The sequence below is a fragment of the Streptomyces sp. NPDC051018 genome (assembly GCF_044456085.1).
In the GTDB taxonomy this organism is placed as follows: domain Bacteria; phylum Actinomycetota; class Actinomycetes; order Streptomycetales; family Streptomycetaceae; genus Streptomyces.
In genome coordinates this window covers 1-24,786 of the sequence record NZ_JBITFN010000032.1, presented here as the reverse complement: position 1 = coordinate 24,786, position 24,786 = coordinate 1, and the positions used below count along the sequence as shown (strand labels likewise).

Here is a 24,786-nt window from a genome sequence, read left to right as displayed (position 1 = left end):
CACCGGAGGAACTGTGTCCTCGAACCGACGGGACTTCATCCGAAAGGCTCCCGCAGTAGCGGCCGTCGCCGCCGTACCGCTGGTGGCCGGCGCCGCTCCCGCCGCCGCCGACAGCGAGCGCGGCCGCCCGCACCGGCGGAGGAAGGAGGTCCACTACCCCGACGGCTCGACACCGCCGGAGAACCCGTTGTTCAGCCCGATCGTGACATACGGGGACATGGTCTACATCTCCGGGATCGGCGCCCACTTCGAGGGTGACATCCGCCAGCACACCGACCACGTCCTCAACGAGATCGAGCGCTACCTCGAATCCGTGGGGTCCTCGATGGCGAAGGTCCTCAAGGTCAATGTCTACCTCAACACGCTGGACGACTACGACGGCATGAACGAGGTCTTCCGCGGCCGCTGGGGCCGCAATCCCGGCGTACGCACCACCATCGCCGCTGCCGCCGGCATCCCCGGCGACTCGCTCGTCGAGATCGACTGTATCGCCGTCAGGTGAGATGGGAGTCCTGATGCCCGCGAGAAACAAGGTCCGCCGGCTCGTCCTGCCCGCGGCCCTCACCCTGGTACTCGGCGCCACGGCCGGCGCCGCCCTCCCCACCGGCGCACCCTCCGCGGCGGAGGCCGGCCCCGCGGAAGCGTACGACCTCGTCATCCGGCGCGGTCACGTCATTGACCCGAAGAACAGCCTCAACGGCGTGCGCGACATCGCCGTCAAGGACGGAAAGATCGCCAAGGTGGCGAAGCGCATCGACGCCTCAGCGGCGGAGAAGACCGTCGACGCGGCCGGTGAGTACATCACTCCGGGCCTGATCGACATGCACGCCCACCTCTTCCCGGGGCCGGAGGACGCGTACGCGAACGGCGGGAACGGTGTGGCACCCGACGGCTTCACCTTCCGCTCCGGTGTCACCACCGTGGTGGACGCCGGATCTGCCGGGGCGAGCAACTTCGACATGTTCAAGAAGAACATCGTCGACCGCTCCAAGACCCGGGTGCTCGCCTTCGTCAACATCGTCGGCAAGGGCATGGCAGGCGGCGAGGCGGAGCAGGACCTCGACGACATGAAGCCGGGCCCGGCCGTCGCGAAGGCCCGGGAGCACCCGGACACGATCATCGGCATCAAGACGGCGCACTACGAAGGGGCGGACTGGACGCCGGTCGAGAACTCCGTACAGGCGGGCGAGGACGCCGATGTCCCGCTCATGGTCGACTTCGGCGCCAACCATCCCGAGCGCCCGCTGAAGACCCTGCTCACCGAGAAGCTGCGCCCCGGCGACATCTATTCGCACGCCTACTCCGGGCTGCGCGGCGAGCTCGGCGAGGACGGCAAGCTCAATCCGGCGATGCAGCAGGGACGCGACCGCGGCGTGCTCTTCGAGGTCGGCCACGGCGGCGGCAGCTTCGGCTGGGACATCGCGGTCCCGGCGATGAAGGAGGGCTTCACTCCCGACGCGATCTCCACCGACCTGCACATCTCCAGCATGAACGCGGGCATGAAGGACATGTCCAACGTGATGTCGAAGTTCCTCACGCTCGGCATGCCGCTGAAGGACGTCGTCTCCGCCTCGACGTGGCAGGCGGCGCAGCTGATCCAGCGGCCCGACCTGGGCAACCTCTCGGTGGGCGCCCCCGCCGATCTCGCGGTGTTCTCCCTGGAGAAGGGCAGGTTCGGGTACGTGGACAGCTTCGGCTTCCGGCTGGACGGCACCCGGAAGCTGGCCACGGAGCTCACCGTCCGTGCCGGCAAGGTGGTCTGGGACCGCAACGGCATGGCGGCGCCCAAGTGGACACCCGGCGCGAGCCGGACGGACGCGGCGAAGGAGCACTGAGCGGCCCCGGTCCGCACCAGCCCGTCGCCGGGCACCGCGTCGGCGCGGTGCCCGGCGACAGCCAACCGGACTGTCCGGGACCCTCCGTGACGCCGTGACCGTGGCCACGAACGCGGCCACGCCCACGGGAACGGCCACCAGACCCGCGGTCCCACCCGCCTGAAGACCACCGTGGCCCAGCCGTTGCCCCACTGCCGGCGTACTCGCCTCCGTCACAAGGGGCCCGGCCGGTGAGCCGCACCATCATGGCCTCGGCCGGTCCCGCGGCGGTCTGACCGCCAGGATCCCCCTCGCTGCCGACGGCCGGCGCCGGCAGCGCCGGGTCCGGCACCCCCTTGCGGCTCGGCGGGTGTGTGAGGCGATGGACTGGGACATCGGCTCACACACCATCGACAACATCCGGCTGAGACCCATCCGGCTGAGACCCATACGGCTTGTCGATCGAGGGATCCCGGTCGAGACCGAGCGGGGCTTGTCCGCCCGGCCGCGAACGTGAGTCCTCGGTGTCGGCGTACCTGCCCACTCACCCCTGACGAAGCGGCGAATGAGTGGTCACTCTCTCAGGTGAGTGCGTCACCGTGCGCCTCGAAGAACGCATTGCTGCTTTCAATCAGGTGGTCGATGTGATCGCTTTCGTGCGCTGCGGTGATGTATCCGCGGATCATGTAGTGCGGGTGGATGTAGATGCCGTGCTTGAGCATCCAGCGCTGGTAGTCGCGCTGGATGCCGGCGTTCTTGCTCTTGGCGGTGCGCGAGACGTCCCGATAGGTGCGCGCGGCCGAGTCGTTGAAGTGCATGCTCCACACGGAACCTTGATTCGCCACGTTCACGTTGGCTCCGACTGCTGCCGCCCCCGCGCGCAGGCCATCGCTCAATCGCGTTCCGAGCTGGTCCAGCCGTTCGTAGAGTTCGGGGGACTCGGCCAGGATCCGTGTGGTGGCAGCTGCGGCGGCGATGCTCAGCGTGTGCCCGTAGAAGGTGCCGGAGAAGAAGGTTCGGCCCGTCGGCGACAGGTTCTCGAGGAGTTTCCGCTTGCCGGCCAGGACGGAGACGGGCATACCGTTGGCGACGGCCTTGCCCATGGTCGTCAGATCCGGTAGGACGCCCAGCAGCTGCTGGGCTCCCCCGGGAGAGACCCGGAAGCCTGTGATGATCTCGTCGAAGATCAGGATCGCGCCGATCTTGTCGCAGAGCGCGCGGCATTGTTCGAGGAAGCCGGGTTCGGAGAGAATCACTCCCGCGTTGAAGAACATCGGCTCGACGATGATCGCGGCGATCTCGTTCCGGTGCTCTTCCACGACACGGGTGAGCCCGGCGGTGTCGTTGTACTGCACGACCAGGACGTTGTCCCGTGCCGACTCCACCACACCGGCGCTCTCGGCGTAGGGAGTGGGCCGCTCGGGCGGACCGCCGTCGCGCTCGGCGTCGAAGTGGACGCTCCAGTTCAGGTGCTCGTTCCACCCGTGGTAGTTACCCTCGAACTTGACCACCTTCTGCCGTCCGGTCACGGAACGGGCCAGCCGCAGGGCATGCAGAGTGGCCTCGCTGCCGGTGCAGCTGAAGACGGCCATCTCGGCGCACGGCACCATGTCGACTATCCGCTCGGCGAGTTCTGCCTCCAGTGGGTGCGCGCATGCGAAGGTCACACCGCGATCGCGCAGACAGGCCTCCATCGCGGCGCGGACCCCGTCGTGATTGTGACCGAGCAGGACCGCGCCGAAGGCGCTGTGGAAGTCGAGGTAGCGGTTGCCGTCGACGTCCCACATGTAGGCGCCCTCAGCACGGTCGATGTAGAGCGGATACGGGTCGTAGCTCCTGCCCTGACCGACGACTCCTCCTGGGACGACCCCTTGCGCTCGCTCATGCAGTGCCCGCGACCGACTGCTGTCCACTGGCCACGATGTGTAGTCCGGCTGCGTCTGCTGTCCGTTCGTCACGCGACTCACCTCTCACTCGAAATGTAAACGGTCACATTCACCGAGGACCGGTTGCCCGGTTCGTCGAAGCGGTGGATTGCGGAAAGTGTAAACGGTACCATTCGCATGTCAAGACATACGGATGTGACGAGGTCACGGCCTGCTTCTGGGCTGGCCGGAGGGCCCGCTGAGGGCTGGAGGGACGGCTCGCTGATGGATCGGTCGGATTCCCGTGCGGCGACGATCCGTGACGTCGCCCGCCTCAGTGGCGTCTCGATCGCCACGGTGACGCGAACGTTCCAGGCGTCGACGCTGGTGCGCCCTGAGACCCGTCAGCGTGTACTGGAAGCCGCGGAACAGCTCGGATACCGCCCGGACTCCGTGGCACGTGCGCTGGTGACCGGCTCGACGAAGACCGTCGGGGTCCTCGTCCCCTCCCTGGGCGTCCCCTACTGGGGCGAGGTGACCCACGGCATCGAGCAACTCGCGGGCAGGCATGGCTACTCCGTCGTCGTGGCCAGCTCCGGTGGCGAACCGCAACGCGAGCGCACCATGCTCGACCTGCTCCTCAGCAAGCGACTCGATGGAATCATCGTGGGCGGTGCGGCGGGGAACTCGCAGTCGTGGCCTCTTCCGAACCGCGGAACGCCGCCCCTGGTGCTGCTGGAGTGGGACGAGACACCTCAATGGGACCTCTTCAAGGCGCTCGGCTCGGGGCCGGTCACCAGCAGCACGGTGAAGCGGCTGTCCGATCAGGCTGCCCCCGGCCCATGGGCGGCCCGTGTCTTCTACGACGACCTCGCCGGCGGTCGCATGGTCGCGCAGCATCTGCTGCGGCTCGGACACAGCGATGTCGCCTTCCTCACCGGACCACCGGTGAGGACGTGCCTTCTGCGACTGTCCGGCTTCCGGAATGCCTTCCAGGAGGGAGGTCTCGACGTACGCGTACATGCCGCCGGCGAGGACTCGTTCGAAGCCGCCCGTGTGGTGGCCAGGAGGTGCCTGGAGGCCCCATCACCGCCTACCGCGCTCGCGTGTTCCAGCGACCTGTTGGCCATCGGGGCCATCAAAGCCGCACACGATCTGGGATTGAACGTGCCGGCTGACGTGTCGATCGTGGGGTACGACGACATCGAGTTCGCGGAGTACGTCGATCCTCCGCTCACCACCTTGTGCAATCCGAAGCGGCGGCTCGGTGAGTTGGCATGGGAGCTTGTGCTCGCCGCGCAGGACGGCGAGCGCCGCGGGGAACAGCACACGCTGACCGGCACGTTGATCGAACGCGAGTCCGCGGACGCGCCGAAGCGCTGACGCGAGGTCGCCCGACGTGTAGTCGGCGTGCACGGTGATCACACCATGTGTGTGTGACGCGATGATGCCGCCGGTGCGGGGTATCCGCGGACCCGGTCGCGTACGCCGCCGAAGACGGCGAGGAGGGCCGTCTTCTCAATGGGCCCGGCAAGGCGACCCCCGGCGTGTCGACGTCGGCCGACGCCATCGCGGCGGCTGGGTCGGTGTGGACGGTGCAGCCGTCGACACGGACGGCGACCGATTCGCTGGGTCCGCGACGACGTCCACGACGGCGGTCACCCCTGTCGCGCGGGTGACCTCCTGGATGCGGTGCCCATGGTCCGCGCCCTGCGTTGCGGTACCGAGTGACTGCGACTCCGAGCGGGTGCGGACGCCGAGTCCGGTGCTCGGCCGTCCTTCCGGGTCGTCACGCGCCGCAGCGCCTCAGGAACTTGCGGGTGCGCACCGCGATGGGCATGGGCTTGTCCGGCTCGCAGGGGTACATGTCCTGCTCGACGATGGCGAACAGGTCCACGTTCAGCTTCTGCGCGGCCTCCAGGACCGGCTCCAGCGCCGGTACGCCGGACGGGGGTTCGCACATCACGCCGCGCTGGACCGCGGGTCCGAACGGGACCTCGTTCTTCACCACGTCAGCCAGGATTTCCGGGTCCACCTGCTTGATGTGCAGATAGCCGATGCGCTCACCGTAGGTCTCGATCAGCTTGACGCTGTCGCCGCCGCAGTAGGCGTAGTGACCGGTGTCCAGGCAGAGGTTGACCAGGCCGGAGTCGGTCATGTCGAGGAAGCGTTCGACGTGGGTCTCGGTGTCGATGTGCGTGTCGGCATGCGGGTGCACGACGATGTCGAGGCCGAACGTCTCCTTCACCTCGTGCCCGAGCCGCTCCATGCCCTGGGCCAGGTGGGTCCATTGCCCGGATGTGAGCTCCGGCGGCTCCAGGATCTCGGCGGTCTTGTCGTCCCGCCAGAACGACGGGATGACGACCAGGTGCTCAGCGCCCATGGACCGGGTGAGCGCGGCGACTTCGCTGACGTGCCGCCAGGTCGATTCCCAGACGGAGGGACCGCGGTGCAGGCCGGTGAAGACCGTGCCGGCCGAGACCTTGAGGTTCCGCTTGTTGATCTCGTCGGCCAGATGTGCCGGGTCGGTCGGCAGATAGCCGTACGGGCCCAGCTCGATCCAGTCGTAGCCGGCCTCGGCGACCTCGTCGAGGAACCGTTCCCAGGGCACCTGGACGGGGTCGTCGGGGAACCAGACGCCCCAGGAGTCGGGGGCCGAGCCGACCCGGATACGGTCCAGCGCGGGGGCCATGTCAGGACTTCCCTTCCGGGGGTGCCAGGGGCGCGGTGAGGTCGGAATCCTCGGGGAGTTCCTCGACGTCTACTCCGCGTACCTGGGACAACTCGTGCTTGAGGGCCGCGAGGTCGCTGCCGCCGGCCATGCGGTTGGTGAGCTCCTCCAGGCTCACCTCGGCACGGGAGGCGTTCAGCTCCATCGTGCCCAGGCGCAGAACGCTGAAGTGATCGCCGACCATGTAGGCGTGGTGGGGGTTGTGGGTGATGAAGATGACGCCGAGGCCACGGTCGCGGGCGCCGGCGATGTACTTCAGCACCACGCCGGACTGCTTCACGCCGAGGGCGGCGGTCGGCTCGTCCAGGATCAGGACGCGGGCACCGAAGTAGACGGCGCGGGCGATCGCGACGCACTGGCGCTGGCCGCCGGAGAGGGTACCGATGGGCTGTTCCAGGTCGTCGAGGACGATGCCCATGTTGCGCAGCTCCTCGTCGGCGATCTTCTTCATCTTCTCGATGTTGAGACGGCGTACGGGCCAGGGGCCCTTCGTCATCTCGGAACCGAGGAAGAAGTTCCGCCACACCGGCATCAGGGGGACCACCGCGAGGTCCTGGTAGACCGTCGCGATGCCGTTGTCCAGCGCCTCGCGCGGGGTGGAGAAGCACACCGGTGTGCCGTTCACGAGGAGCTCGCCCTCGGAGTGCTGGTGCAGACCCGAGATGATCTTGATCAGGGTCGACTTGCCCGCGCCGTTGTCGCCGAGCACGCAGGTGACCTTGCCGGGGAAGACCTTCAGGTCGACGCCGTGCAGGGCGCGGATGTTCCCGTATGCCTTGCCCGTGCCGCGCAGTTCGACGATCGGGGCGTCCTTGCCGGGAGCCTCGCCCTGGCTGACGGCGCCGCGGGTGCCGGCTTGTTTGCTGGTCATGCGGGTCACCTCCGGGTCGCCGTGCGCTGGACCCACAGATTGATGAGAACGGCGCCGAGGAGCATCACGCCGAGGAAGGCCTTGAACCAGTCCGGGTTCCAGCGGGCGTAGACAATGCCCTGCTGGACCATGCCGAACATGAAGGCACCGAAGACCGGACCGATCGCGGAACCGGCACCACCCGTCAGCAGACAGCCGCCGATCACGGCTGCGGCAATGTAGATGAGTTCCTGGCCCACGCCCTCGCCGGACTGCACCGTGTTGAACGAGAACAACTGGTGCATGCCGACGAACCAGGCGCCGAAGCCCACCAGCATGAACAGCGAGATCTTTGTGAACGTCACCGGCACACCGACGGCGCGGGCGCTGCCCTGGTTGCCGCCGACCGCGAAGATCCAGTTGCCGTACTTGGTCCGCAACAGCACCCACGTGGCCAGCGCCGCGAAGACCAGCCACCACACCACGCTGATCTTGACCTGGACGCCACCGACGTCGAAGGAGGAAGCGAAGATCACCTTGGCCTGGTCGAAGCCGTCCATGTCACTGATGTCGTCGGTGGCGACGTTGTTGGTGACCAGGTTGGTCACGGCGAGGTTCACACCCTGGAGGATCAGGAACGTGCCGAGGGTGACCAGGAAGCTCGGCAGCCCGGTCTTGACCAGCAGCCAGCCGTTGCACAGGCCGATCGCGAGGGACAGGATCAGGGCGATGATCACGCCGGCCCAGACGTTCATCGTCAGCTGGTAGCTGATCATGCTCGCGGTCAGGGCCGAGGTGATCACGGCGACACCGGCGGACAGGTCGAACTCGCCGCCGATCATCAGCAGTGCGACCGGGAGCGCCATGATCCCGATCGTCGACGACTGATACAGGATGTTCGCCATCGAGCTGCCGTCACGCACGGCCGGGGCGGTGATGAGGAAGAAGATCAGCACCGCGACGGCGCCGAGGAAGACGCCGACCTCGGGACGGGCGAGGAGGCACAGCGCAAGGGGCCGCTGCCGGGTCCGCCCGTCGGATCCCTTGCCGGGTCCGAGGTCAGGCGCTGTGGTCACCGCAGGCTCAGCCTGTCGGGCCATGCCCATCACCGCGTGCCCTTCGCGGCGAACGCGTCGATCTTCTCCACGTTCGTCTTGTCGACGATGGCCGGACCGGTCAGCACCGGGGCCTCGCCGCCGCCCATGTAGTTGCCGTTGCTCTTGAAAAGCCACAGGGAGTCGATCGCCAGGTAGCCCTGGAGGTAGGGCTGCTGGTCGACGGCGAACTCGATGTCGCCCTTGCTGATCGCTCCGGTCAGTTCCTTGTTGAGGTCGAATGTCGCGATCTTCGCCTTGCTGCCCGCCTCGTCCACGGACTTCACGGCCGTCAGCGCGATCGGGGCGGCGAGGGCGACGACATAGTCGATGTCGCCGTCCGTGAGCTTGGCGGTGATCGTGGACTTCACGGACGGCATGTCCGTGCCGTTGACGTTCAGGGTCTCGGTCGTGCCCTTGAAAGTCTTCTTCACGCCGTTGCAGCGCTGAGTGAGGCCGATGTTGCCCTGTTCCTGGATGACACAGACGGCCTTCTTGGCGTTGGCTTCGTTCAGCTGCTTGCCGAGCGCCTCGCCGGCCACCGTCTCGTCCTGGCCGAAGAATTCCATCAGGCCGAGCTTCTGCCACTCGCTGACACCGGAGTTGAGGCCCACGATCGGGATGTTCGCCGCCTTCGCCTTGCCGATGACGTCCTTGAGGGCGTCCGGTTTGGCAAGGGTGACCGCGATGCCGTCGACCTTCTGGTCGATCGCGTTCTGCACCAGGTTGGCCTGGCCGCCCGCGTTCGGGTCGGCGGAGTAGACCAGCTTGATGTTGTCCTTGGCGGCAGCCACCTCGGCGCCCTTGCGGACGATGCTCCAGAACGTGTCGCCGGGCGCCTGGTGGGTCACCAGGGCGACCGTCATCCGGGGTGTGTCGGCTCTGCCCGCGGATGCGTTCGCCCCGCCCTCGTCGGCCTCCTTTCCACCAGAGCTGCTGGAACAGCCTGCGAGAGGCAGCGCGGCCGCGGTGGCCAAGGCCACCACGGCGACCAACTTGCGGGAACGAGGGTAAGTGCGGTCCATCTTTCCAGCACCTCACTGTGCGACGGGGGAAAGGGATTGATCACTGGTATCCATGACCCGGACCTCGCGGTCCGGGTCCTGTGCGCCGTGGGACACGGCGGTTCCGCTGGGACGGGATCCAATCCCCAGATGCGTCCGCTGTCAATACTTTGTTAAGACATCAGTTCACATCACGTCCGAATGTCAGTACAAACTATTGACAGTGCCGGCCTCCACGTCCTACACGTTGGGGGCGGCAGGCCCCGTGGGACTCGCAATCCCTGTCCAGCTCAAGGAGCGTTACGCATGGCCGAGTCAGCCAGGACCTTCGACTTGATCACGATGGGAAGAATGGGAGTCGACCTCTACCCCTTGCAGTCCGGCCTCCCGCTGGCGCAGGTGGAGACGTTCCGCAAGTTCCTCGGCGGCTCCGCCGCGAACGTCGCGGTGGCCGCCGCCCGGCTCGGCCGCAGCACCGCCGTGATCACTCGTACCGGCAACGATCCATTCGGCGCCTACCTGCACGAAGCCCTCAAGGGTTTTGGCGTAGACGACCGCTGGGTGACCCCGGTAGCGGCCTACCCGACACCGGTGACGTTCTGCGAGGTCTTCCCGCCGGACAGTTTCCCGCTCTACTTCTATCGGCAGCCCAAGGCGCCTGACCTGGAGATACACTCCGACGAGCTCGACTACCGGGCGGTCCGTTCGGCCCGTGTCTTCTGGATCACCGGCACCGGCCTGAGCCAGGAACCGAGCCGCTCCGCCACTCTCGCCGCCCTCGAGGCGCGCGATACGACGGGCACCACGGTCTTCGACCTCGACTGGCGCCCCATGTTCTGGCGCGATCCCGACCAGGCCCGCCCGTACTACACCGAGGCACTGCTGCACGCCACGGTCGCCGTCGGCAATCTCGACGAGTGCGAGGTCGCCACCGGGGTCCGCGAGCCCCGCGCGTGCGCCGAGGCGCTGCTGGCGGCGGGTGTGGAACTGGCGGTCGTCAAGCAGGGCCCCGAGGGCGTCCTCGCGTTGCACCGTGACGGTACGGAGGCAGAGGTGCCGCCGGTGCCGGTCGAGGTCGTCAACGGACTCGGCGCGGGCGACGCCTTCGGCGGCTCGCTGGTCCACGGGCTGCTGTCCGGCTGGGAGCTGGAGAAGGTCATGCGGTACGCCAACACCGCCGGCGCACTCGTCGCCTCCCGCCTCGCCTGCTCCTCCGCGATGCCCACCGAGCCCGAGGTCGAGGCCCTCCTCGCGCAGAGGCCGTGACAGCTACCCCAGCCACCCCTGAAGGGAGCATTCCTTGAGCATCGGCATCCCCGACCTCACCGCGATCCGGGCCCGGCACCCCTGGGAAATCGCCGAGGCCGCCGCCCGCCGGGTGCGCCGCCCGCTGATCGGCGACAGCGGCCGCCTGATGATCGTGGCCGCCGACCACCCGGCCCGCGGCGCCCTCGGCGTGGGCAACCGGCGCCGGGCCATGGCCGACCGGGCCGATCTGCTGGAACGTCTGTGCACCGCGCTCTCCCGGCCCGGCGTCGACGGAGTGCTGGCCACCGCAGACATCCTGGAAGACCTGCTACTCCTCGGCGTCCTCGACGACAAGGTCGTCATGGGCTCCATGAACCGGGGAGGTCTGGCGGGCGCGTCCTTCGAGATGGACGACCGCTTCACCGGCCACCGCGTCGAGGACATCGCCCGGCTGCGCTTCGACGCGGGCAAGGTGCTGGTCCGTATCGACTACGACGACCCGGGCTCGCTGACCACTCTGGAGTCCACGGCCCGGGCCATCGACGCCATGGCGGCGGTGCGGCTGCCGCTGTTCGTCGAGCCGTTCATCTCCCGGCGCGTCGACGGCAAGGTACGCAACGACTTGTCCGCCGAGGCCGTCGCCAGGTCGATAGCCATCGCGTCCGGCCTCGGCGGCACCTCCGCCTACACCTGGCTGAAGCTGCCCGTCACCGAGGACCCGGACGATATGGCCGAGGCCCTGGAGACGTCGACTCTTCCCGTCGTCCTCCTCGGCGGTGAGGTCGGGGACGAGGCGGAGGGCACGTACGAACGCTGGCGCAAGGCACTGCGACTGCCCACCGTCCAGGGCTTGGTCGCCGGTCGCTCGCTGCTCTACCCGACCGAAGGCAGTGTGGAGACGGCGGTGGACACGGCTGTCGGCCTGTTGTGACCGACCCTGACGCGGAGGAACACCATGATGTATCACCTTCCTGCGGGAAAGGCGCTCGGCAGCCCCTACGTCGTGGACGTCACGCCCGAGAAGGCCGACGGGGACCACTCCAGCCCTCATGTGCCCCAGCTGCCGCCCGGCGGGTCGCACACCTTCGGAACAGGCGACAACGAGTGGAGCGCGCTGCCGCTGAACGGGAACTGCGCGGTCGAGGCGACCGACGATCCCGGCCACGACACCTTCCCTCGGACCGGCAGGCACGGCGTGTTCAGCGGGGTCTGCTCCCTCAACGCCATGGCGGGGCCCCAAGTCCGACCGCGCCTGGCTGATCCGCGACCACCCCCATCACGCCCGGGTCCGCGGCACCTGGCCGGACCAGCCCGTCGACACCCGCCTGCCCCTCTGCAACGCTCCCTCCAGGTGAGGTCCCGATAAGTCCATCCACCGTCCGTCTGACCGTCGCCCAGGCACTGGTGCGATTCCTGTCCCCCCAGTACACCGAGCGCGATGGCGTACTGCACCGGCTCATCCCCGGCACCTGGGGCATTCTCGGCCATGGCAACGTGGCCGGCCTCGGCCAGGCCCTCCTCCAGGCGGGCGAGGACGTCATGCCCTACCACCAGGGCCGCAACGAGCGTCCATGGCGCACGCGGCCGTCGGCTACGCCCGTCAGCTCGACCGCCTCTCGGCGCAGGCGGTGACGACGTCGATCGGCCCGGGCGAGCGCTGCTGTGATGTCACGGAGGGTCGCGTCCCCGTTGAAGAGTGGCGAGACCGAGTCCGATGATCGCCGAGGGGCTGCTTGCGCCCGTGGTGATTGGCCGGAGCTACGGTCCATTCGCGCAGGCGTCGGGCGAGGAACTCTCGCTCCGCGCTGATCTCGACCATCAAGCGGGCCCAGGCGGTGAACCCCTCGTCGGTGAGCAGGTGCGCCGCTCGACGGTTTGAGATGGCGGGCGATGGCCGACTGAGCCATCGTCGCGCCCGGCGACCTCGGAGTACCGCTGGCGGCCGTCGTCCGCCAGCGTGCCGAACTTCTCGAGCAGCCCGTTTACGGCGGTGCCCATGGCAGGGCCTGCGCGCTCGTGCACACTCTCGGGCGCTGCCGCTGGCTGGAGTGGTCCAACCTCACCGTCGCCTCTGCCGTTGCCGTGATGTACCTCAACGCCAGCGGCATCCCCGCCGACCCCACCCGCGACCGACTCGCCACCCTCGCCCGCGAGCTGAACAAGCCGTGCTGCACAGCCGTCCCCATCGCGGAACAGCTGCGCAGCTGGCGTCCGTAGACCCACCAGCCCCCTATCCGGCCCGCGGCCTCTCGGTGCCCGGCTCCGGGCACCGTCATTGCTGGAGCCGCCGCCGAGAACTACGGCACGCACAAGGCCCGGGGCCTCTGATGAAACACCGGGAGAGTGCGACCTTTCAGGCGTTCCGCCACTCGTCGGTGCCGCATCCGACCTCGTAGTGCCACCATCCCTCTGCCTGCCCCTGTGCCAGGAGGGTCTTGAGCCCGGAGAGGTCCGTGTCTGCCGCCACGGTGAGGGCCACCAGGGGGAAGTCGTCACTGAAGAGCTCGCCTCCGAGCCCGAAGGCCGAAAGTCGTTGATGGATCGCCTGGGGGCTTCTGCCGAGGGGGCCGGTGGGTACGGGCACGACACGGATGGTGCAGTTGCCGGAGGAGCTGACCCGCCCAACGGCCCAGCGGAGCCCGTCGGGGTCGCTCCGGTACCGCACCACGTCGCCTTCGGCCACTCCGTCCTGGAGGAAGGGGGCGTTCTCGATCCGGGCCGTGCAGTCTCCCAGATCCGTCGCCCACAGACCCTCGGTGTCCTGAGGGAGCCATCCTTCACGGGGCACGAACCGGAACCAGACCTTGATCTTCTCAACCACGCGATCCATGCCTGCCATCATCCCGAGGCCGATGATCCGGCGAACGACCGCCTCGGAGCCACGTCTGGAAGGCCGAACAGGACAGTTGCCGGACGACCGGAATCTGCCCTGGCCCGAGACCTCCCGGGCGCCTACCGTTCGGGTCGCTCCGTACGACACCAGACTTTCGTGATCAGAAGGGAACGAGTTTCCTATGCGCACGAGAAGCAAGTTCGTCATCGCCGTCAGCGCGGGAGCAATGGCAGTCATGGGTCTGGCCGGACCGACTTCGGCGTCCTCAGCCGCGCCGACCGCGCTCCAGTCCACCATCGCCTCCCAGGCCAGGCAAGCAGGGCTGAGCAAGAGCGACGTCGCGGCTCTGCAGAAGCAGATCGACAAACAACTCGCCGCTACTCCTGGTGGGAAGCAGACCGGTGTCAATCAGATGTCATGGCGCGGCGGCAAAGCCATCATGACCATCCCGCTGCCGGGCGAGAAGCGGGCCAGGGCGGTCGGCGAGCCGCCGCCGGGCTAGGCACGCCCAACTGCAGTTACACCTGGACTTGTCTGTACCAACACTCCAACTGGGACGGGCGATGCCTGACCTGGTCGGACTGCACCTTCGAGAACCTCGCCAACTGGGGCTTCAACGACCAGACCTCGTCCTGGCACAACAACCAGACGACCGGTACTCGGACCTGGGTCTACAACTGGACGGGCAGCTCCTGGGCCCTGCTATGGACCTCAACCGCCCGTTCGGCAAGTTCGTACGTCGGCGCCGCCAACAACGACAAGGCGGACGGCATCCGGGTCTGCTGACCGGTACGACCGGCGTCCCGCCCCACAGGGCCTGCTCGAACTGGCCCACCGCCTCATATGCCTCCGCCGCCTCCGAACCTCATTCTGAAACGATCAATTGCAGCGCGAGTACGTCACATGGAGAAGCGTCACTCGGAGAACCTCGGCGAAGGCGTGTGGGCAGAGTCCGGCCTCGGCGCTCCGACCGACATCGACCAGCTCCAACGCCGGATTGTCACGCTGGAACACGAACTCGCCGACAAAGCCGATGAGCTGGATGAGCGAACCGATGAACGCGAAGCAGTCCGGGCAGCCAACTGCGAAATGACCCGCGCCCTCAACATCGGACGAACAGGCTGACCTCTGAACGGGGGTTTTATGCGCCTTTCCTGGTGGGGGTGTGGGTGGACTCGCCCGTGAGGCCGGAGACCGGCCGACGCGTACCGCAACGCCGATCCGCTGGCCCGGACGGCCCTTGTGGGAGCAGTGGTCGCGCGGCAGAGTGGATTGGCGTGCAACCTGGTTGGAGGTGCCTTGTGACACAGGACATCCCCGCTCCCGTCCCGGTGGCGGAGTTGATCGCGCAGCGGAAGAAGTGGCACTACTACGCCCTTGACGGCTACCTCAGTTATCACGAGCTCTTACGCGCCTGGCCGGTCGTCTGGGAGGTCGAAGCAGTCGTCGAAGCCAACGATGTCCGGACCGCGACCGAGTCCGGGACGGGCACGTATGGCACCAGGTATTGGACAGTTTTCCACGCCGGCGACGCGCAGCGGGTCGCCGACGCGATCGCCGATGGCACAGCCGTGCTCCAGCCTCTGTGGCGCAGGGACACGGAGGAAGGCCGCGAGGAACAGCGGCAGCGGAGGAAGACGTTGGATCGGGAGGTCATGCGGACTCAGTTGGTCGTGACTGCGATCGTGCTGCTCCTGATGGTGGGCTTGGGCGTGCTGATTTCCCTGGATTGAGGGCAGGCGCCGCGGTCGTGCCCCGAAGCCGAGGCTTCTCTTTCTGATGGATCGGCGCCTGCGAAAGGCCCGCGGGCTCGGCCCGGGCGGTGCCGTGCGGAAGCGGTGGTCGAAGAGTCCAGCCTGTCCGTGCCGGATCGGCTTTGGTTTCGACGGGATTCATGCCCACGCCGCCCATGAGCACCATTGGTCCCACGCGACCGATGCCGCACAGCACGGGCACAGCCCACCACTCAGCCTCTTTGTATGTCGGACTCGGGAGCCGGTTCTGAGGACGGACACCGATCACGATGAGACGCCGCGGGTCCTGTACTCGACGATCTTGGTCGGCAAGGTTTCCGGGGCGTGCTGATCTTGTTCCGGACGACCTGTGGGAGCGGGTGGCCCCGTTGCCTCCACCCGCTCCCGAACGACGCCACCGGCATCCCGTGCGGTTGCGTGTTCCTGACCGAACAGCACTTGCCGGTGTCCTGTTCGTGCTGCGGACCGGTGTCGCCCGGCGGGACGTCCCGGCGGAAACCGTGGGCTGTTCCGGCGTGACGGCCTGGCGCCGGCTGCGGGACTGGACCGGGGCCGACGTCTGGCCACGCCTGCACGCCGACCTGCTTGACCTGGATTACTGCTCTGTGGACGGATCGCACGTCCGGCCCTCAACGGGGGACCACGTTGGACCCTCACCCGTCGACCGCGCCCGCCCGGGAGACGACCTGGCGGCCGTCGTCCTGGAAGCGGACGCGGGGGTACAACCCGATAGAGTGCTTCACCTGGGAAGTGCCTCCGGCGGTGGCAGGAACAAGGACCCCGATAATCCTCATTCTTGCTGGTCAGAGGCACTTTCTGCTTTCCTGGCCGCCTGCCGGACAACCCGCTTCATGAAAGCGCGAGGCTAGCCGACGGCGAGTCGAGTCGATCGGTAGACGATCGGTTCGCGATTCAGGGTGTTCAGTGCATCCCGGAATGGCTTCGTTGGCTCGTCACCAGGGTGTTCGACAGCCCGCACCAGCCAGCCGTCCCCGAGCGGGTGGGAAGCGAAAGCAGGCAGGGACGCGAGTCGCCCGCGAAGCCGGTCAGTCAGCTCCTCGCCGGAGACATAGGTCCACGGCCCGAACTCTGCTGGAAGGCCGGAGCCGGGCAAAAAGTGTGTGGACGGGTAGATTTGTCCGTAGCCGTCAAGATGCCACGCCGTCAGATGCACCAGGCTCGGGCGGAGGCCCGCCACGAGTTGTGATGTCAGAGTGAGCGCCATCTCCCACTCCCGTTCGAGTTCGTCCTCCGGCTCGTCCAGATGGATCGTCAAGTAGATCTCGCCGGAGCCATCCGGCTCGAAATCGCCGAGACCTACTTCGATTGAGGAGCTGAGCGCCGGGTGAGCAGGATGAGTGAGGAACACCGTCATGACCTCCCCCTCCCCGCCGAGGAAGCGGGTACTGCGGGTATCACTCGGCCGGAAGCCTTCGCCGGCGAAGGTACTCAATGCGGCGACGGCTCTGCGCAGCACAGCGCTCTCGGTCTCGTTGGCCGAACCCATCATAAGTACCAGCTTACTGCCCGCTGCGTATGAGCCACCCATGCCAATCACTCCTTTGAGATCACGTTGATGCCAATTTTGCTACCCGGCTCTTTGGCCTTCTCGATGACCTCACGGAACGCCTCCTGTGAACATGCATCGAGGCTACTGAACTCGGGCCAATCGATGATGTCTGCCCAGCATATTTACCACGACCGCCTTCTATCTGCCCGGTCAGCTGGACATTCAACTTCATGACCAAATCTCTCCTGCAGTCGGAACTGAGGTTGCCGGTCACGTGCTTGTATTCGACCAAGAAGTGCTGGGACCGGCCGTCGACGCTCATCCGGGCGGTGTAGTCGATGCGTTTCTTCTCGACCTTCACCTCGACTCCGATGAGTTCGCCGTTGTTTTTGAGGAAGTGGACCATGGATTCCATCTGCTTGCGGATGCCCATGTTAAAGGGCCGCTGCCTGTTGGCACCTTTCTCAAGAGATTTCGCAGGAACATCGGGGGTTCCCGCGAGATCCGGCGCTTCGTCTCGCTTCAGCTTGTTCCGGTAATCGGCGATCGTGGCGCGATATACATCGATCACCTCCATGTCGGCCCGTAAGATGCCCGCGCCCTTCAGCACCAGTTCGCCCCGGTCGACGTGCACCATCGGGAAGCTGCGCTCGTCAGCCGATCCCAAACCACTGGAACGTTGGATCTGAAGGAATGAGCATTCCTCGCCCTTAGCGGAACTATCCGCTGTCCGTCCGCACGCCGTAGCCAGACAGATCCTTGGGAACGCAGCCGACGGGTTCCCCGAGCCGGCCCCGGCCTGCCGCCAGGCCCGGCCACCGCACTGCCGCCGCTCACCCGCCCAGCCAAACCAGCCCGGCTGCCCGCAGGAGCCGTTTGCGTATTTCGATCACGTGGCGCCGCGTGATGCGGTAGCACCGGACCCTACACCAGCGCGCCCGCAAGCCCCGGCGCAGGCCGCCCACTTCCCGGCGAGCCGGCACCTACCTGTCGCCCGCGTCCTGGTAGGCCTTGAGCGCGTCGGCCAGAGGACCGGGGGCAGCTTTGCCCACCGGGCCACGTCCTGCGGCGGCACCCCGCCGTTCACGGCCGCCACGACAGTGTGCTGCAGGGCCTTGTTGATCAGGTCGGCGCTGTGCCCGAGGATGCGGAGCAAATGCCGGGCCACGTCCGCACTCGAACCGGTCTGTGCCCCGCGCAGCTGGATGAGCTGCTCCTGAGCGCCGTCGACGAGGCTGCTGATCTGGGCACGCTGTTCGACGGGCACCACCGCCCGCCACATCTTTCCCGAGCCGGGTGCCTTCTTCTCCTTGCCCAGCACCCGCAACTGCCGGGCTATGGTGACAGGTTGGTGTTCCCGGCGCAGCTACCATGGATCGTTGTCGTATCCGCCGGCCTCACCGGGCCTGCTGTCCCCGCCCCTGCGGCGCCGGCGGATGACACTGCCCATCCAGGCGATCAGCGGACGCCGTGGTCGGCCGCTGCCAAGGGCCCCAGCCACAGACGCCTGACCCGCTCCCGAGCCGGCGGCAGAACATCCCGTCAGCGGGCAGCGCCCGAGGCCGCCCCGCACCGACCTCGACGGCCTCCTGTTCACCCCGGATGTGCCGCTGTCTCTGGAGGATTTCCGCCGGCGGGCGGGAGAGGTCACCCGGCGCGATGCATGGATTGTCGAAGGGAACTTCTCCAAGCTCGCCAGTATCGGTGCGCTGCCGCTGACGGTGGCCCGTGCGGCGGGCTGCCGGGTCGCCTACCTGCCCGGTCCGTGGATGCGCCGGGCCGCCGACCTGCACCCGGGCGAGGCCAAGACCATCGCCCGCGACGCGTTCGTGATCGCCGAGACCGCCCGGTCCTTGCCGCACACCCTGCGCGCGGTGGACCGTGACGACGAGACGCTGGCCGAGCTGACCATGCTCACCGGCTACGACCACGACCTGGCCGGCGAGGTCAACCGCACTACCAACCAGCTGCGCGGTCTGCTCTCCCGGATCTATCCTTCCCTCGAGCGTGTGCTCGGCCCGCGCCTGGCCTGCCCCTACGTTCAGGCCCTCCTGTCCTCGGAAGGCTCCCCGGCCAGGCTGAAAAGACTCGGCCGGACCCGCTGCGAGGCCCTGCTCAAGACGCACGGCTCGCGCAAGGCCCGCCCCCTCACCGCCGAGATCTACCAGGCGCTCGCCGAGCAGACCCTTGCCGTTCCCGGCACCGGGGCATCCGCGCTGATCGTGCCCGGCCTGGCCGCCCGGCTCACCGGCCCGTGCCAGTTTCACGCGTGAAAGTGACCGGAGATCCCGGGCCTGGGGCCGGTGAGCATGTCGCGAGTGCCGACGGCGCCCAACGATATGCGTTCGGTCAACGCCCCGCGTCGATGCCGGGCGGGTGTTCTGCGCTGGGGTCACCTGCCGTGTCGTTGCCGGGGAGAGGCTGGCGGTGACTTGTCCCGAGTTCGAGGACTCGGGCGTACGTTACCGGCCCTTACGCATCCACGGCCACCGCGAGCGGGGCTGCGGCTGTCTCGGCGGGCCCTGCGCTCCTCCCGGGTTCGTCTGCGGCTGCGAATGCCTGGCGGGGGAGTTCGCTGCGGGCGGCGAGCAGCGCGGCGAGGGACTGGGCGTGAGCCGCGTCCAGCGTGACGGTCAGCAGAGCGGGCCGAGCTGGTGGACCCGGTGCCCGGTGAGGCTGTGCGCGGTGAGGCCCGCCGCAGGCCGGTGCTCAGCATGGCCGGCTCCTCCACGCGGTCGGTCCGGCCGGACGGCGGGATTGCGGCCGAAGCGTGCTCGACGCGTTCGCGGAGCGCGGCGACGGCGTCCGGGACGACCTCCAGGAGCTCGGCGGCCTCCGGGCCGATCTCGGACGGCGCTCCGGCGAGCACCTCCAGCGCCGTGGCCGCGTCCTCGACGGCGCCGGAGCTCCACCGTTCGTGTCCGGCGGCGTCGGCGAACGCACACACCGCCATCACCGCGCGCTCGGCCGGAGGGTCCAGGGAGGTGGAGTGCTTCATCAGGCTCCGGGCCGGGGGACTTCGCGGGCACCTTTGTCACCGGAAGGCCAGCGGTACGTCACTCTTGTTGCCGGGCGCGAACGGTTTCACGGTCCGGCCTGGTCGCCATGGTCGCCGACGGCGTGGTGCGGGGCCAGGTCCAGGCGTACCGCAGGATGAGGGCGAGAAGGATCACTTCCAGTGCGACGCCAAGGCCGTAGAAGTACTTCCAGGACTCGCCCACCGCGTTGAATGCCGCGAAGGGGATCTGTATCGAGGCCACGATGAGGTTCGTGATGCGGTTCGCCCGGGCGGGCAGCGTCATCGACAGCACGACCATGAGGATCGGGATCGCCATGAGCACGAGGAAGGTGGTCAACAGCGTCTGGCTGATGTCGAACTCCCAGACGATGCCGACCTCGATGTCATCGATGACGCCGGGCTTGAAGAAGGCGAGAATGTCCACGTAGACGTACAGGAACATCAAGCTTGTCCACGCTGCGGCGAGCTTGGCTCTCACCGGGATCGGCTGGTTGTCCAGTGCGGGCGTGGTGGGTTGACGCGGCCTCATCGTGGGCTCCGTTGGTGTGGTGAGGACTGGTGGGCCCACGATCGCTGAGCCCGGCGGCGGGCACATCGGCGTCGAGGCCGGACCCGCCTCGGCCGTTGGGATAAGCCGCGTCTCGTTCTTTCGGCCGGTCTCCGACGCCTCGGCGGCCCCTAGGCTGGGTGTATGACCACCAATGCCCTGAGCTCGCTGTGGGCCGAGCCCCGCGCCACGGACGCTCCCGAACGGGTATCGCGCGACTGGGTGCTGGTCGGGGTGTTGATGGTGACGGCGCTGCTCGAAGGAACCCTCCGGGACGACGTCGCCTGGCGGCCGTTTGCGACGATCGTGGCGGTCGGACTTGCGCCGGTGCTGCTGTGGCGGCGTACCCATCCGTTGGCCTGTGTCGTGGTGGCCTTCGGCACCGCGATGGCGTTGGGACTGGCGAGCCTGCTGGGCGGGGCCCCGAGCGTGGGCCTCGACACGATGATCTACTTCCTGGTGCTCGTCTACGCGCTGGTCCGCTGGGGGGCAGGGCGCGAGATCGTGATCGGACTGGCGGTGGTGGCGGTCGCTGCGGGAGTCGGTACGGTCGCCGACTCCACCGGGCCGGCCGACGTCATCGGCGGATTCGGCGTTCTGGCGGCGGCGTCGTCGGGCGGGGCGGCGTTCCGCTACCGCGCCGAGAGCTGGCGCCGGGCGTTGGACCAGAGCCGCAGCCAGGAGCGGGTCGGCCTCGCGCGCGAGCTGCACGACATCGTCGCCCACCACGTCTCGGCGATCGCTGTGCAGGCGCAGGCGGGCCGGGCGATCGCCGGGCAGCGTCCTGAAGCGGCGCTCGAGGCACTGGTGGTCATCGAAGGGGAAGCGTCGCGGACGCTCGCGGAGATGCGGGCGATGGTCCGGGTGCTGCGCGACGGAGCGCCGGCGGAGTGCGCCCCCCAGCCCGGCGTTGCCGACCTGGTGTCCCTCGCCCGACGCACCCCGGTCCCGGTCGTCGACGTGGAGTTGCCGGATGACATGGACGAACTTCCGCCCCAGGTCGACGCGGCGGTCTACCGGCTGGCGCAAGAGGCGCTGACCAACGCCCTGCGGCACGCCCGCAACGCCTCGCGTGTGGAGATCCGGGTCGTAGAGGGCGCGGGAAGGCTGCGACTACGCGTGAGCGACGACGGACAGATCGACCCGGCACGGTTGGTGAAACACGGCTTCGGGCTGCTGGGGATGACCGAGCGCGTGCAACTGCTCGGCGGCACGCTGCGTGCCGGGCCAGTGCCCGAGGGCGGGTGGACGGTCGACGCCGAAATGCCGACGAGGGTACGCCGATGACGGTACGTGTGCTGGTGGCCGACGACCAGGATCTGGTGCGCACCGGCCTGTCGATGATCCTTGACGCGCAGCCCGACATCGAGGTCGTCGGCCAGGCCGCCGACGGCCACGCCGCCGTCGAGCTGGCGCACCGGCTCCGCCCCGACGTGTGCCTGGTCGACATCCAGATGCCCGGTCTCGACGGCATCGAGGTGACCAGGCTCCTCGCAGGGCGGGGCGTCCCGGACCCGATCGCGGTAGTGGTGATCACGACATTCGACCTCGACGAGTACGTCCAGGGCGCGCTCCGGGCCGGCGCCCGGGGCTTTCTGCTCAAGGACGCCGGGCCGGCGCTGCTCGTCCAGGCTGTCCATGCCGCCGCCGTGGGCGATGCCCTGATCGCGCCGAACATCACCCGGCGGCTGCTGGCCACCCTCGCCGCCAGAGAACCCTTGAGCCGACGGACCCAACCGATCGAGCCGCTCACCGAACGCGAGGAGGAGGTGCTGACGCTGGTCGCCCGTGGCCACACGAACGCCGAGATCGCCGCCGAACTGTTCATCGGCTTGACGACCGTCAAGACCCACGTTGCCAGCCTGCTGACCAAAATCGGCGCCCGAAACAGGGTCGAGATCGCGATGTGGGCGTACGACACCGGCCGGGTGGGGGCCTGAACCCGGATCCACCGCGCTGTAGTTGGTCTCTGGACGACGAAACGAGAAGAGGTGCCTGCTGATCCTGGGAGAGGGCCAGGAGCAGGACACACCCAGGGGCGCCGCCGAGCCGGCGCTGCCCCACTTCGGATTCTGCTGCAGCCCGCGTTCGGACGGGTCGTGGAGCCGCCGGTCGATCAGGACCGGCGGGCGCAGCCACGTCCCGTGCTCTTCCCAGTGCTGGCCGATCGTCCGGGGGCGGACCGTGACCCAGTGGACCGGGTTCTCGGCGAAGTCCTCAATACATCCGGCATCGGACGCGCCGGTCGGCATCGCGGTGAAGCCCGCAGCGGGGATCACCGGTGCTGACGGCAGTCCGCCGCAGGAGTCGTCCCGGTACGAGCGGGCCCGGGTCGCGAGCCTCGCCGTGCAGAACGCGATCCGTGCCGCCCGTATCCCGCCCGTTCCCGTTCCGGACGATGCCCCGGCCGCGTCGGCAACCGCGCGCACTGGCGGCCAGGACCGGGCGGCGGACTTGCCGCACGGTGTCGACCATCCGGGCCGGGACGCCGTGCTCATTCCGGGGTGGCGGGCCGCTGCCGTTCACGCCCATCAGCAAACGGCGATGCCGCAGGAGTATCTGGAGGGCCGTACGACCGACCCGGCGACGTGGATGCGCACGCCTGAGCGCCTTGCTCATCGCCGCTGACCGGAGCGTGGGCCCCCGGCTGCGGGGCCTGCAGGCGGGGCGGCTCCGCGAGCCTCCCGGCGAACGCCCGGCGTGCCCTTTGTGCCCGGCGCGCACGGCGGTGGCCCGGCCGTGAGCACGCGGCGTTCGACGGCTGCGGGCGTGCGGGAATGAGGCGGGTGGGTGAATCAGGCGGTGGCGCCATGGCGCGTGGCCGCCGCCACGATGTGGTGGCGGGTGACACGGCCGATCTCGTGCCAGAACGGCTTCGCCGTCAGATAGGCCCCCAGCGTGGAGAGAACTCCGAGGGAGACGTCGACGCTGATCCGGCCCTGCTTGGCCCAGTAGACGTCCTGCAGGTCCAACAGGAGTGCGAATTCGTCGCAGATGAGGGCGGTGCCGCAGCCGTACGCGGCCGCGACGCCGGGGTGCCCCACCGCGCGCTCGTCACCGCGTACGGCGATCAGGCCCACGCCCGCGAGGGTGGCGATGCCGATGTTGTAGTGGTGTAGGTGTTCGCCACCGGCGGAGACGTTGCCCCACGGCAGCCAGCCGCCCCGGATGCCGTGCGTGATGACGCGGACGGTGCCGAAGGTGGCCCCGAAGGAGATCCAGGTGATCAGCAACGACCGTTGCAGCGGGGTCAGATGCCGGTCCGCCGTCTCACGCCATCTGGTGACGAGCAGAGGGCGGCCCAGGTCCCGGTCTCGGCGGCGTGCTTCGGTGAGTCTCATGGCTGACCGGCCTCCCACGCCGAACCGGCATCCTCGAACGGCGTGAGAGCCATCCAGTACACCGCCACTGGTGTGCGTTGTCGACGTTAGGCGCGAGGCGCCCGTCCCGCATGCCCGCCCGGGCCGCTCGGGTGACGGCGACGCGCGCCGGCCCGGCCGGCTCGCCGTCGTACGGGTTCAGCCGTGCTCGCTCCCGTTTTCGAGGACACTGACGACGCGCACCCACTGGACGGTCTGCTCCGGATCCCGCGCACGCACATCAACACCGCCGGCCCCATCCAGGTCGCCCCGCCCGTCGAAGCCGACGACGACCACATCGTCGGACTGCAGGTCCTCGCGATGGACTTCGTCGGGCATCTCGCCGCCGAGCAGCTCGACCGCATCGACGGACGCTTCGAACCGGACGAGGCCGAGCTGATCGGCGCCCTGACCCACGAAGCCGTCCTGCCGCCGGCGCGCGCCCGGGTCCTGGCCGATACCTTCGGGTACTTCCGGCTGGGGGAACTCGACGCGGCCATGTGTATCGCGCTGCCCCAGGTCGAGCAGATCCTCAGACAGCTCCTGCGCCTTCGAGTCCCGATCGTGTCCGTGGCCAGGGGATCTCCTGGAGATACTCCTCTGGAGTCGGTACTGCGTCTGGGAAGTGCTGGAGGATCTCCCGGACCAGCGGGGCATCCGCGGTGCAGAGGTCCCAACTCGTGCTGTCGAACTCCCGCAGCACCACCTTCAGCTGATTGCCTGCGTACCCCGCGAAGTCCGCGTCAACAAACTGAAGGTCCGGCGCGACCAGGGCCAGTAGCTCCAGGGTGCCGATCCCGGCACCGGAGGAAGCCTTCTCGATCTCGGCAGACCTGGTGACCAGACGAGCGTCGTCGATCTGTACCGTCCAGGTGAGGCCGAGACCAAAGCTTCCGAGGCGCACAAGGAGTTCCGCCGGCGTGACGTAGTACCGATCGGAGGCGTGGTGTTGCGATTCTGGTCGCTACTCGAGGACGCAGCCCGCCGGATGATGCTGGAGCGCAGCGCAGACTGGTGCGAGTGGCGGGCCTGGGAGATGCAGTACGGCATCCTGAACCGCCCTGTGTCGGGTGGAGACTCGATTCCATGTAAGGATTGAGTCATGGCACGACCCTCCCGTTACCCGCTTGAGCTGCGCCGTCGCGCGGTGCGCATGGT

General features: G+C 68.2%; 26 protein-coding genes and 3 pseudogenes. 17 read left to right on the top strand and 12 right to left on the bottom strand.

Annotated features, from left to right (window positions below):
- Positions 1 to 13: 13 nt before the first annotated feature.
- The gene (locus tag ACIBCM_RS33450; RefSeq protein WP_399249916.1) at positions 14 to 502 is read left to right on the top strand and encodes a RidA family protein; all 489 of its coding nucleotides are present in this window, start codon (positions 14 to 16) and stop codon (positions 500 to 502) included.
- Between the two features lie 13 nt (positions 503 to 515).
- The gene (locus tag ACIBCM_RS33445; RefSeq protein ID WP_399249914.1) at positions 516 to 1,835 is read left to right on the top strand and encodes an amidohydrolase/deacetylase family metallohydrolase; all 1,320 of its coding nucleotides are present in this window, start codon (positions 516 to 518) and stop codon (positions 1,833 to 1,835) included.
- Between the two features lie 560 nt (positions 1,836 to 2,395).
- Here ACIBCM_RS33445 and ACIBCM_RS33440 read toward each other — a convergent pair.
- The gene (locus ACIBCM_RS33440) at positions 2,396 to 3,727 is read right to left on the bottom strand and encodes an aspartate aminotransferase family protein (protein ID WP_399249912.1); all 1,332 of its coding nucleotides are present in this window, start codon (positions 3,725 to 3,727) and stop codon (positions 2,396 to 2,398) included.
- Positions 3,728 to 3,964: 237 nt separating this feature from the next.
- Here ACIBCM_RS33440 and ACIBCM_RS33435 point away from each other — a divergent pair, with 237 nt between their 5' ends.
- On the top strand, positions 3,965 to 5,062 hold the full coding sequence (locus ACIBCM_RS33435; RefSeq protein ID WP_399249910.1) for a LacI family DNA-binding transcriptional regulator: 1,098 nt from the start codon (positions 3,965 to 3,967) through the stop codon (positions 5,060 to 5,062).
- 406 nt (positions 5,063 to 5,468) lie between these two features.
- Here ACIBCM_RS33435 and ACIBCM_RS33430 read toward each other — a convergent pair whose 3' ends face one another.
- Genes ACIBCM_RS33430 through ACIBCM_RS33415 form a run of 4 tightly spaced genes read right to left on the bottom strand, consistent with a single transcriptional unit; the run spans position 5,469 to position 9,379 of the window.
- Positions 5,469 to 6,371, bottom strand: coding sequence for a sugar phosphate isomerase/epimerase family protein (locus ACIBCM_RS33430; RefSeq protein ID WP_399249908.1), 903 nt, complete (start codon positions 6,369 to 6,371; stop codon positions 5,469 to 5,471).
- 1 nt (position 6,372) lies between these two features.
- Positions 6,373 to 7,281, bottom strand: coding sequence for an ATP-binding cassette domain-containing protein (locus ACIBCM_RS33425; protein ID WP_399249906.1), 909 nt, complete (start codon positions 7,279 to 7,281; stop codon positions 6,373 to 6,375).
- Positions 7,282 to 7,286: 5 nt separating this feature from the next.
- Positions 7,287 to 8,366 (bottom strand): ABC transporter permease, encoded by a 1,080-nt coding sequence (locus ACIBCM_RS33420; RefSeq protein WP_399249904.1) that lies wholly within the window; start codon positions 8,364 to 8,366, stop codon positions 7,287 to 7,289.
- Positions 8,366 to 9,379 (bottom strand): substrate-binding domain-containing protein, encoded by a 1,014-nt coding sequence (locus ACIBCM_RS33415; RefSeq protein ID WP_399249902.1) that lies wholly within the window; start codon positions 9,377 to 9,379, stop codon positions 8,366 to 8,368. The genes ACIBCM_RS33420 and ACIBCM_RS33415 overlap by 1 nt, the downstream gene beginning before the upstream one ends.
- Positions 9,380 to 9,664: 285 nt before the next feature.
- Between ACIBCM_RS33415 and iolC the strand changes: the two genes are divergently transcribed.
- The 6 genes and pseudogenes from iolC to ACIBCM_RS33385 all read left to right on the top strand — a co-directional run bounded on the left by iolC (position 9,665) and on the right by ACIBCM_RS33385 (position 12,823).
- Positions 9,665 to 10,624 (top strand): 5-dehydro-2-deoxygluconokinase, encoded by a 960-nt coding sequence (gene iolC / locus ACIBCM_RS33410; RefSeq protein WP_399249901.1) that lies wholly within the window; start codon positions 9,665 to 9,667, stop codon positions 10,622 to 10,624.
- A gap of 34 nt (positions 10,625 to 10,658) precedes the next feature.
- Positions 10,659 to 11,537 carry a deoxyribose-phosphate aldolase gene (locus ACIBCM_RS33405; RefSeq protein ID WP_399249899.1) on the top strand — a complete coding sequence of 293 codons (879 nt, stop codon included), beginning with the start codon at positions 10,659 to 10,661 and terminating at the stop codon, positions 11,535 to 11,537.
- Between the two features lie 24 nt (positions 11,538 to 11,561).
- Positions 11,562 to 11,816 (top strand): annotated as a pseudogene (locus tag ACIBCM_RS33400) (5-deoxy-glucuronate isomerase); the annotation flags it as partial.
- A gap of 152 nt (positions 11,817 to 11,968) precedes the next feature.
- Positions 11,969 to 12,258, top strand: a pseudogene (locus ACIBCM_RS33395) (3D-(3,5/4)-trihydroxycyclohexane-1,2-dione acylhydrolase (decyclizing)); the annotation flags it as partial.
- A 62-nt stretch (positions 12,259 to 12,320) separates the two neighbouring features.
- On the top strand, positions 12,321 to 12,485 hold the full coding sequence (locus ACIBCM_RS33390) for a hypothetical protein (RefSeq protein WP_399249898.1): 165 nt from the start codon (positions 12,321 to 12,323) through the stop codon (positions 12,483 to 12,485).
- A gap of 137 nt (positions 12,486 to 12,622) precedes the next feature.
- Positions 12,623 to 12,823: a hypothetical protein gene (locus ACIBCM_RS33385; protein WP_399249896.1), complete on the top strand. Its 201-nt coding sequence runs from the start codon at positions 12,623 to 12,625 to the stop codon at positions 12,821 to 12,823.
- 136 nt (positions 12,824 to 12,959) lie between these two features.
- Here the strand turns inward: ACIBCM_RS33385 and ACIBCM_RS33380 are convergent, their stop codons facing one another.
- The gene (locus tag ACIBCM_RS33380) at positions 12,960 to 13,448 is read right to left on the bottom strand and encodes a DUF4265 domain-containing protein (RefSeq protein ID WP_399249894.1); all 489 of its coding nucleotides are present in this window, start codon (positions 13,446 to 13,448) and stop codon (positions 12,960 to 12,962) included.
- A 172-nt stretch (positions 13,449 to 13,620) separates the two neighbouring features.
- Between ACIBCM_RS33380 and ACIBCM_RS33375 the strand changes: the two genes are divergently transcribed.
- The 4 genes and pseudogenes from ACIBCM_RS33375 to ACIBCM_RS33360 form a co-directional block, all read left to right on the top strand.
- Entirely contained in the window at positions 13,621 to 13,941 is a 321-nt protein-coding gene (locus tag ACIBCM_RS33375; RefSeq protein ID WP_399249892.1) for a hypothetical protein, read from the top strand.
- Positions 13,942 to 14,342: 401 nt separating this feature from the next.
- On the top strand, positions 14,343 to 14,564 hold the full coding sequence (locus ACIBCM_RS33370) for a hypothetical protein (RefSeq protein ID WP_399249890.1): 222 nt from the start codon (positions 14,343 to 14,345) through the stop codon (positions 14,562 to 14,564).
- Positions 14,565 to 14,740: 176 nt separating this feature from the next.
- Complete coding sequence (locus ACIBCM_RS33365) at positions 14,741 to 15,172, top strand: hypothetical protein (RefSeq protein WP_399249888.1); 432 nt, start codon at positions 14,741 to 14,743, stop codon at positions 15,170 to 15,172.
- 290 nt (positions 15,173 to 15,462) lie between these two features.
- Positions 15,463 to 15,873 (top strand): annotated as a pseudogene (locus ACIBCM_RS33360) (transposase); the annotation flags it as partial.
- Between the two features lie 185 nt (positions 15,874 to 16,058).
- On the opposite strand, the gene ACIBCM_RS33355 reads toward ACIBCM_RS33360, so the two are convergent.
- Both ACIBCM_RS33355 and ACIBCM_RS33350 read right to left on the bottom strand, forming a co-directional pair.
- Positions 16,059 to 16,703 (bottom strand): hypothetical protein, encoded by a 645-nt coding sequence (locus ACIBCM_RS33355; RefSeq protein ID WP_399249886.1) that lies wholly within the window; start codon positions 16,701 to 16,703, stop codon positions 16,059 to 16,061.
- A 58-nt stretch (positions 16,704 to 16,761) separates the two neighbouring features.
- On the bottom strand, positions 16,762 to 17,370 hold the full coding sequence (locus tag ACIBCM_RS33350; RefSeq protein WP_399249885.1) for a hypothetical protein: 609 nt from the start codon (positions 17,368 to 17,370) through the stop codon (positions 16,762 to 16,764).
- A 937-nt stretch (positions 17,371 to 18,307) separates the two neighbouring features.
- Here ACIBCM_RS33350 and ACIBCM_RS33345 point away from each other — a divergent pair.
- Positions 18,308 to 18,976, top strand: a complete 669-nt coding sequence (locus ACIBCM_RS33345) for an IS110 family transposase (RefSeq protein ID WP_399249883.1) — start codon at positions 18,308 to 18,310, stop codon at positions 18,974 to 18,976.
- Positions 18,977 to 19,759: 783 nt separating this feature from the next.
- Here the strand turns inward: ACIBCM_RS33345 and ACIBCM_RS33340 are convergent.
- Positions 19,760 to 20,251: a DUF6326 family protein gene (locus ACIBCM_RS33340; RefSeq protein ID WP_399249881.1), complete on the bottom strand. Its 492-nt coding sequence runs from the start codon at positions 20,249 to 20,251 to the stop codon at positions 19,760 to 19,762.
- A 162-nt stretch (positions 20,252 to 20,413) separates the two neighbouring features.
- Between ACIBCM_RS33340 and ACIBCM_RS33335 the strand changes: the two genes are divergently transcribed.
- From ACIBCM_RS33335 to ACIBCM_RS33325, 3 genes are all read left to right on the top strand, one after another.
- Positions 20,414 to 21,556: a sensor histidine kinase gene (locus tag ACIBCM_RS33335; protein WP_399249880.1), complete on the top strand. Its 1,143-nt coding sequence runs from the start codon at positions 20,414 to 20,416 to the stop codon at positions 21,554 to 21,556.
- A complete protein-coding gene (locus tag ACIBCM_RS33330; RefSeq protein WP_399249878.1) occupies positions 21,553 to 22,209 on the top strand; it encodes a response regulator in 657 nt (218 codons plus the stop codon). The genes ACIBCM_RS33335 and ACIBCM_RS33330 overlap by 4 nt, the downstream gene beginning before the upstream one ends.
- Before the next feature lie 244 nt (positions 22,210 to 22,453).
- Positions 22,454 to 22,897, top strand: coding sequence for a hypothetical protein (locus tag ACIBCM_RS33325; RefSeq protein WP_399249877.1), 444 nt, complete (start codon positions 22,454 to 22,456; stop codon positions 22,895 to 22,897).
- Positions 22,898 to 23,064: 167 nt separating this feature from the next.
- Here the strand turns inward: ACIBCM_RS33325 and ACIBCM_RS33320 are convergent, their stop codons facing one another.
- From ACIBCM_RS33320 to ACIBCM_RS33310, 3 genes are all read right to left on the bottom strand, one after another.
- Entirely contained in the window at positions 23,065 to 23,610 is a 546-nt protein-coding gene (locus tag ACIBCM_RS33320) for a hypothetical protein (RefSeq protein WP_399249875.1), read from the bottom strand.
- Positions 23,611 to 23,787: 177 nt separating this feature from the next.
- Entirely contained in the window at positions 23,788 to 24,045 is a 258-nt protein-coding gene (locus ACIBCM_RS33315; RefSeq protein ID WP_399249873.1) for a hypothetical protein, read from the bottom strand.
- Positions 24,046 to 24,160: 115 nt separating this feature from the next.
- Positions 24,161 to 24,532, bottom strand: coding sequence for a hypothetical protein (locus ACIBCM_RS33310; RefSeq protein ID WP_399249871.1), 372 nt, complete (start codon positions 24,530 to 24,532; stop codon positions 24,161 to 24,163).
- Positions 24,533 to 24,786: the final 254 nt, after the last annotated feature.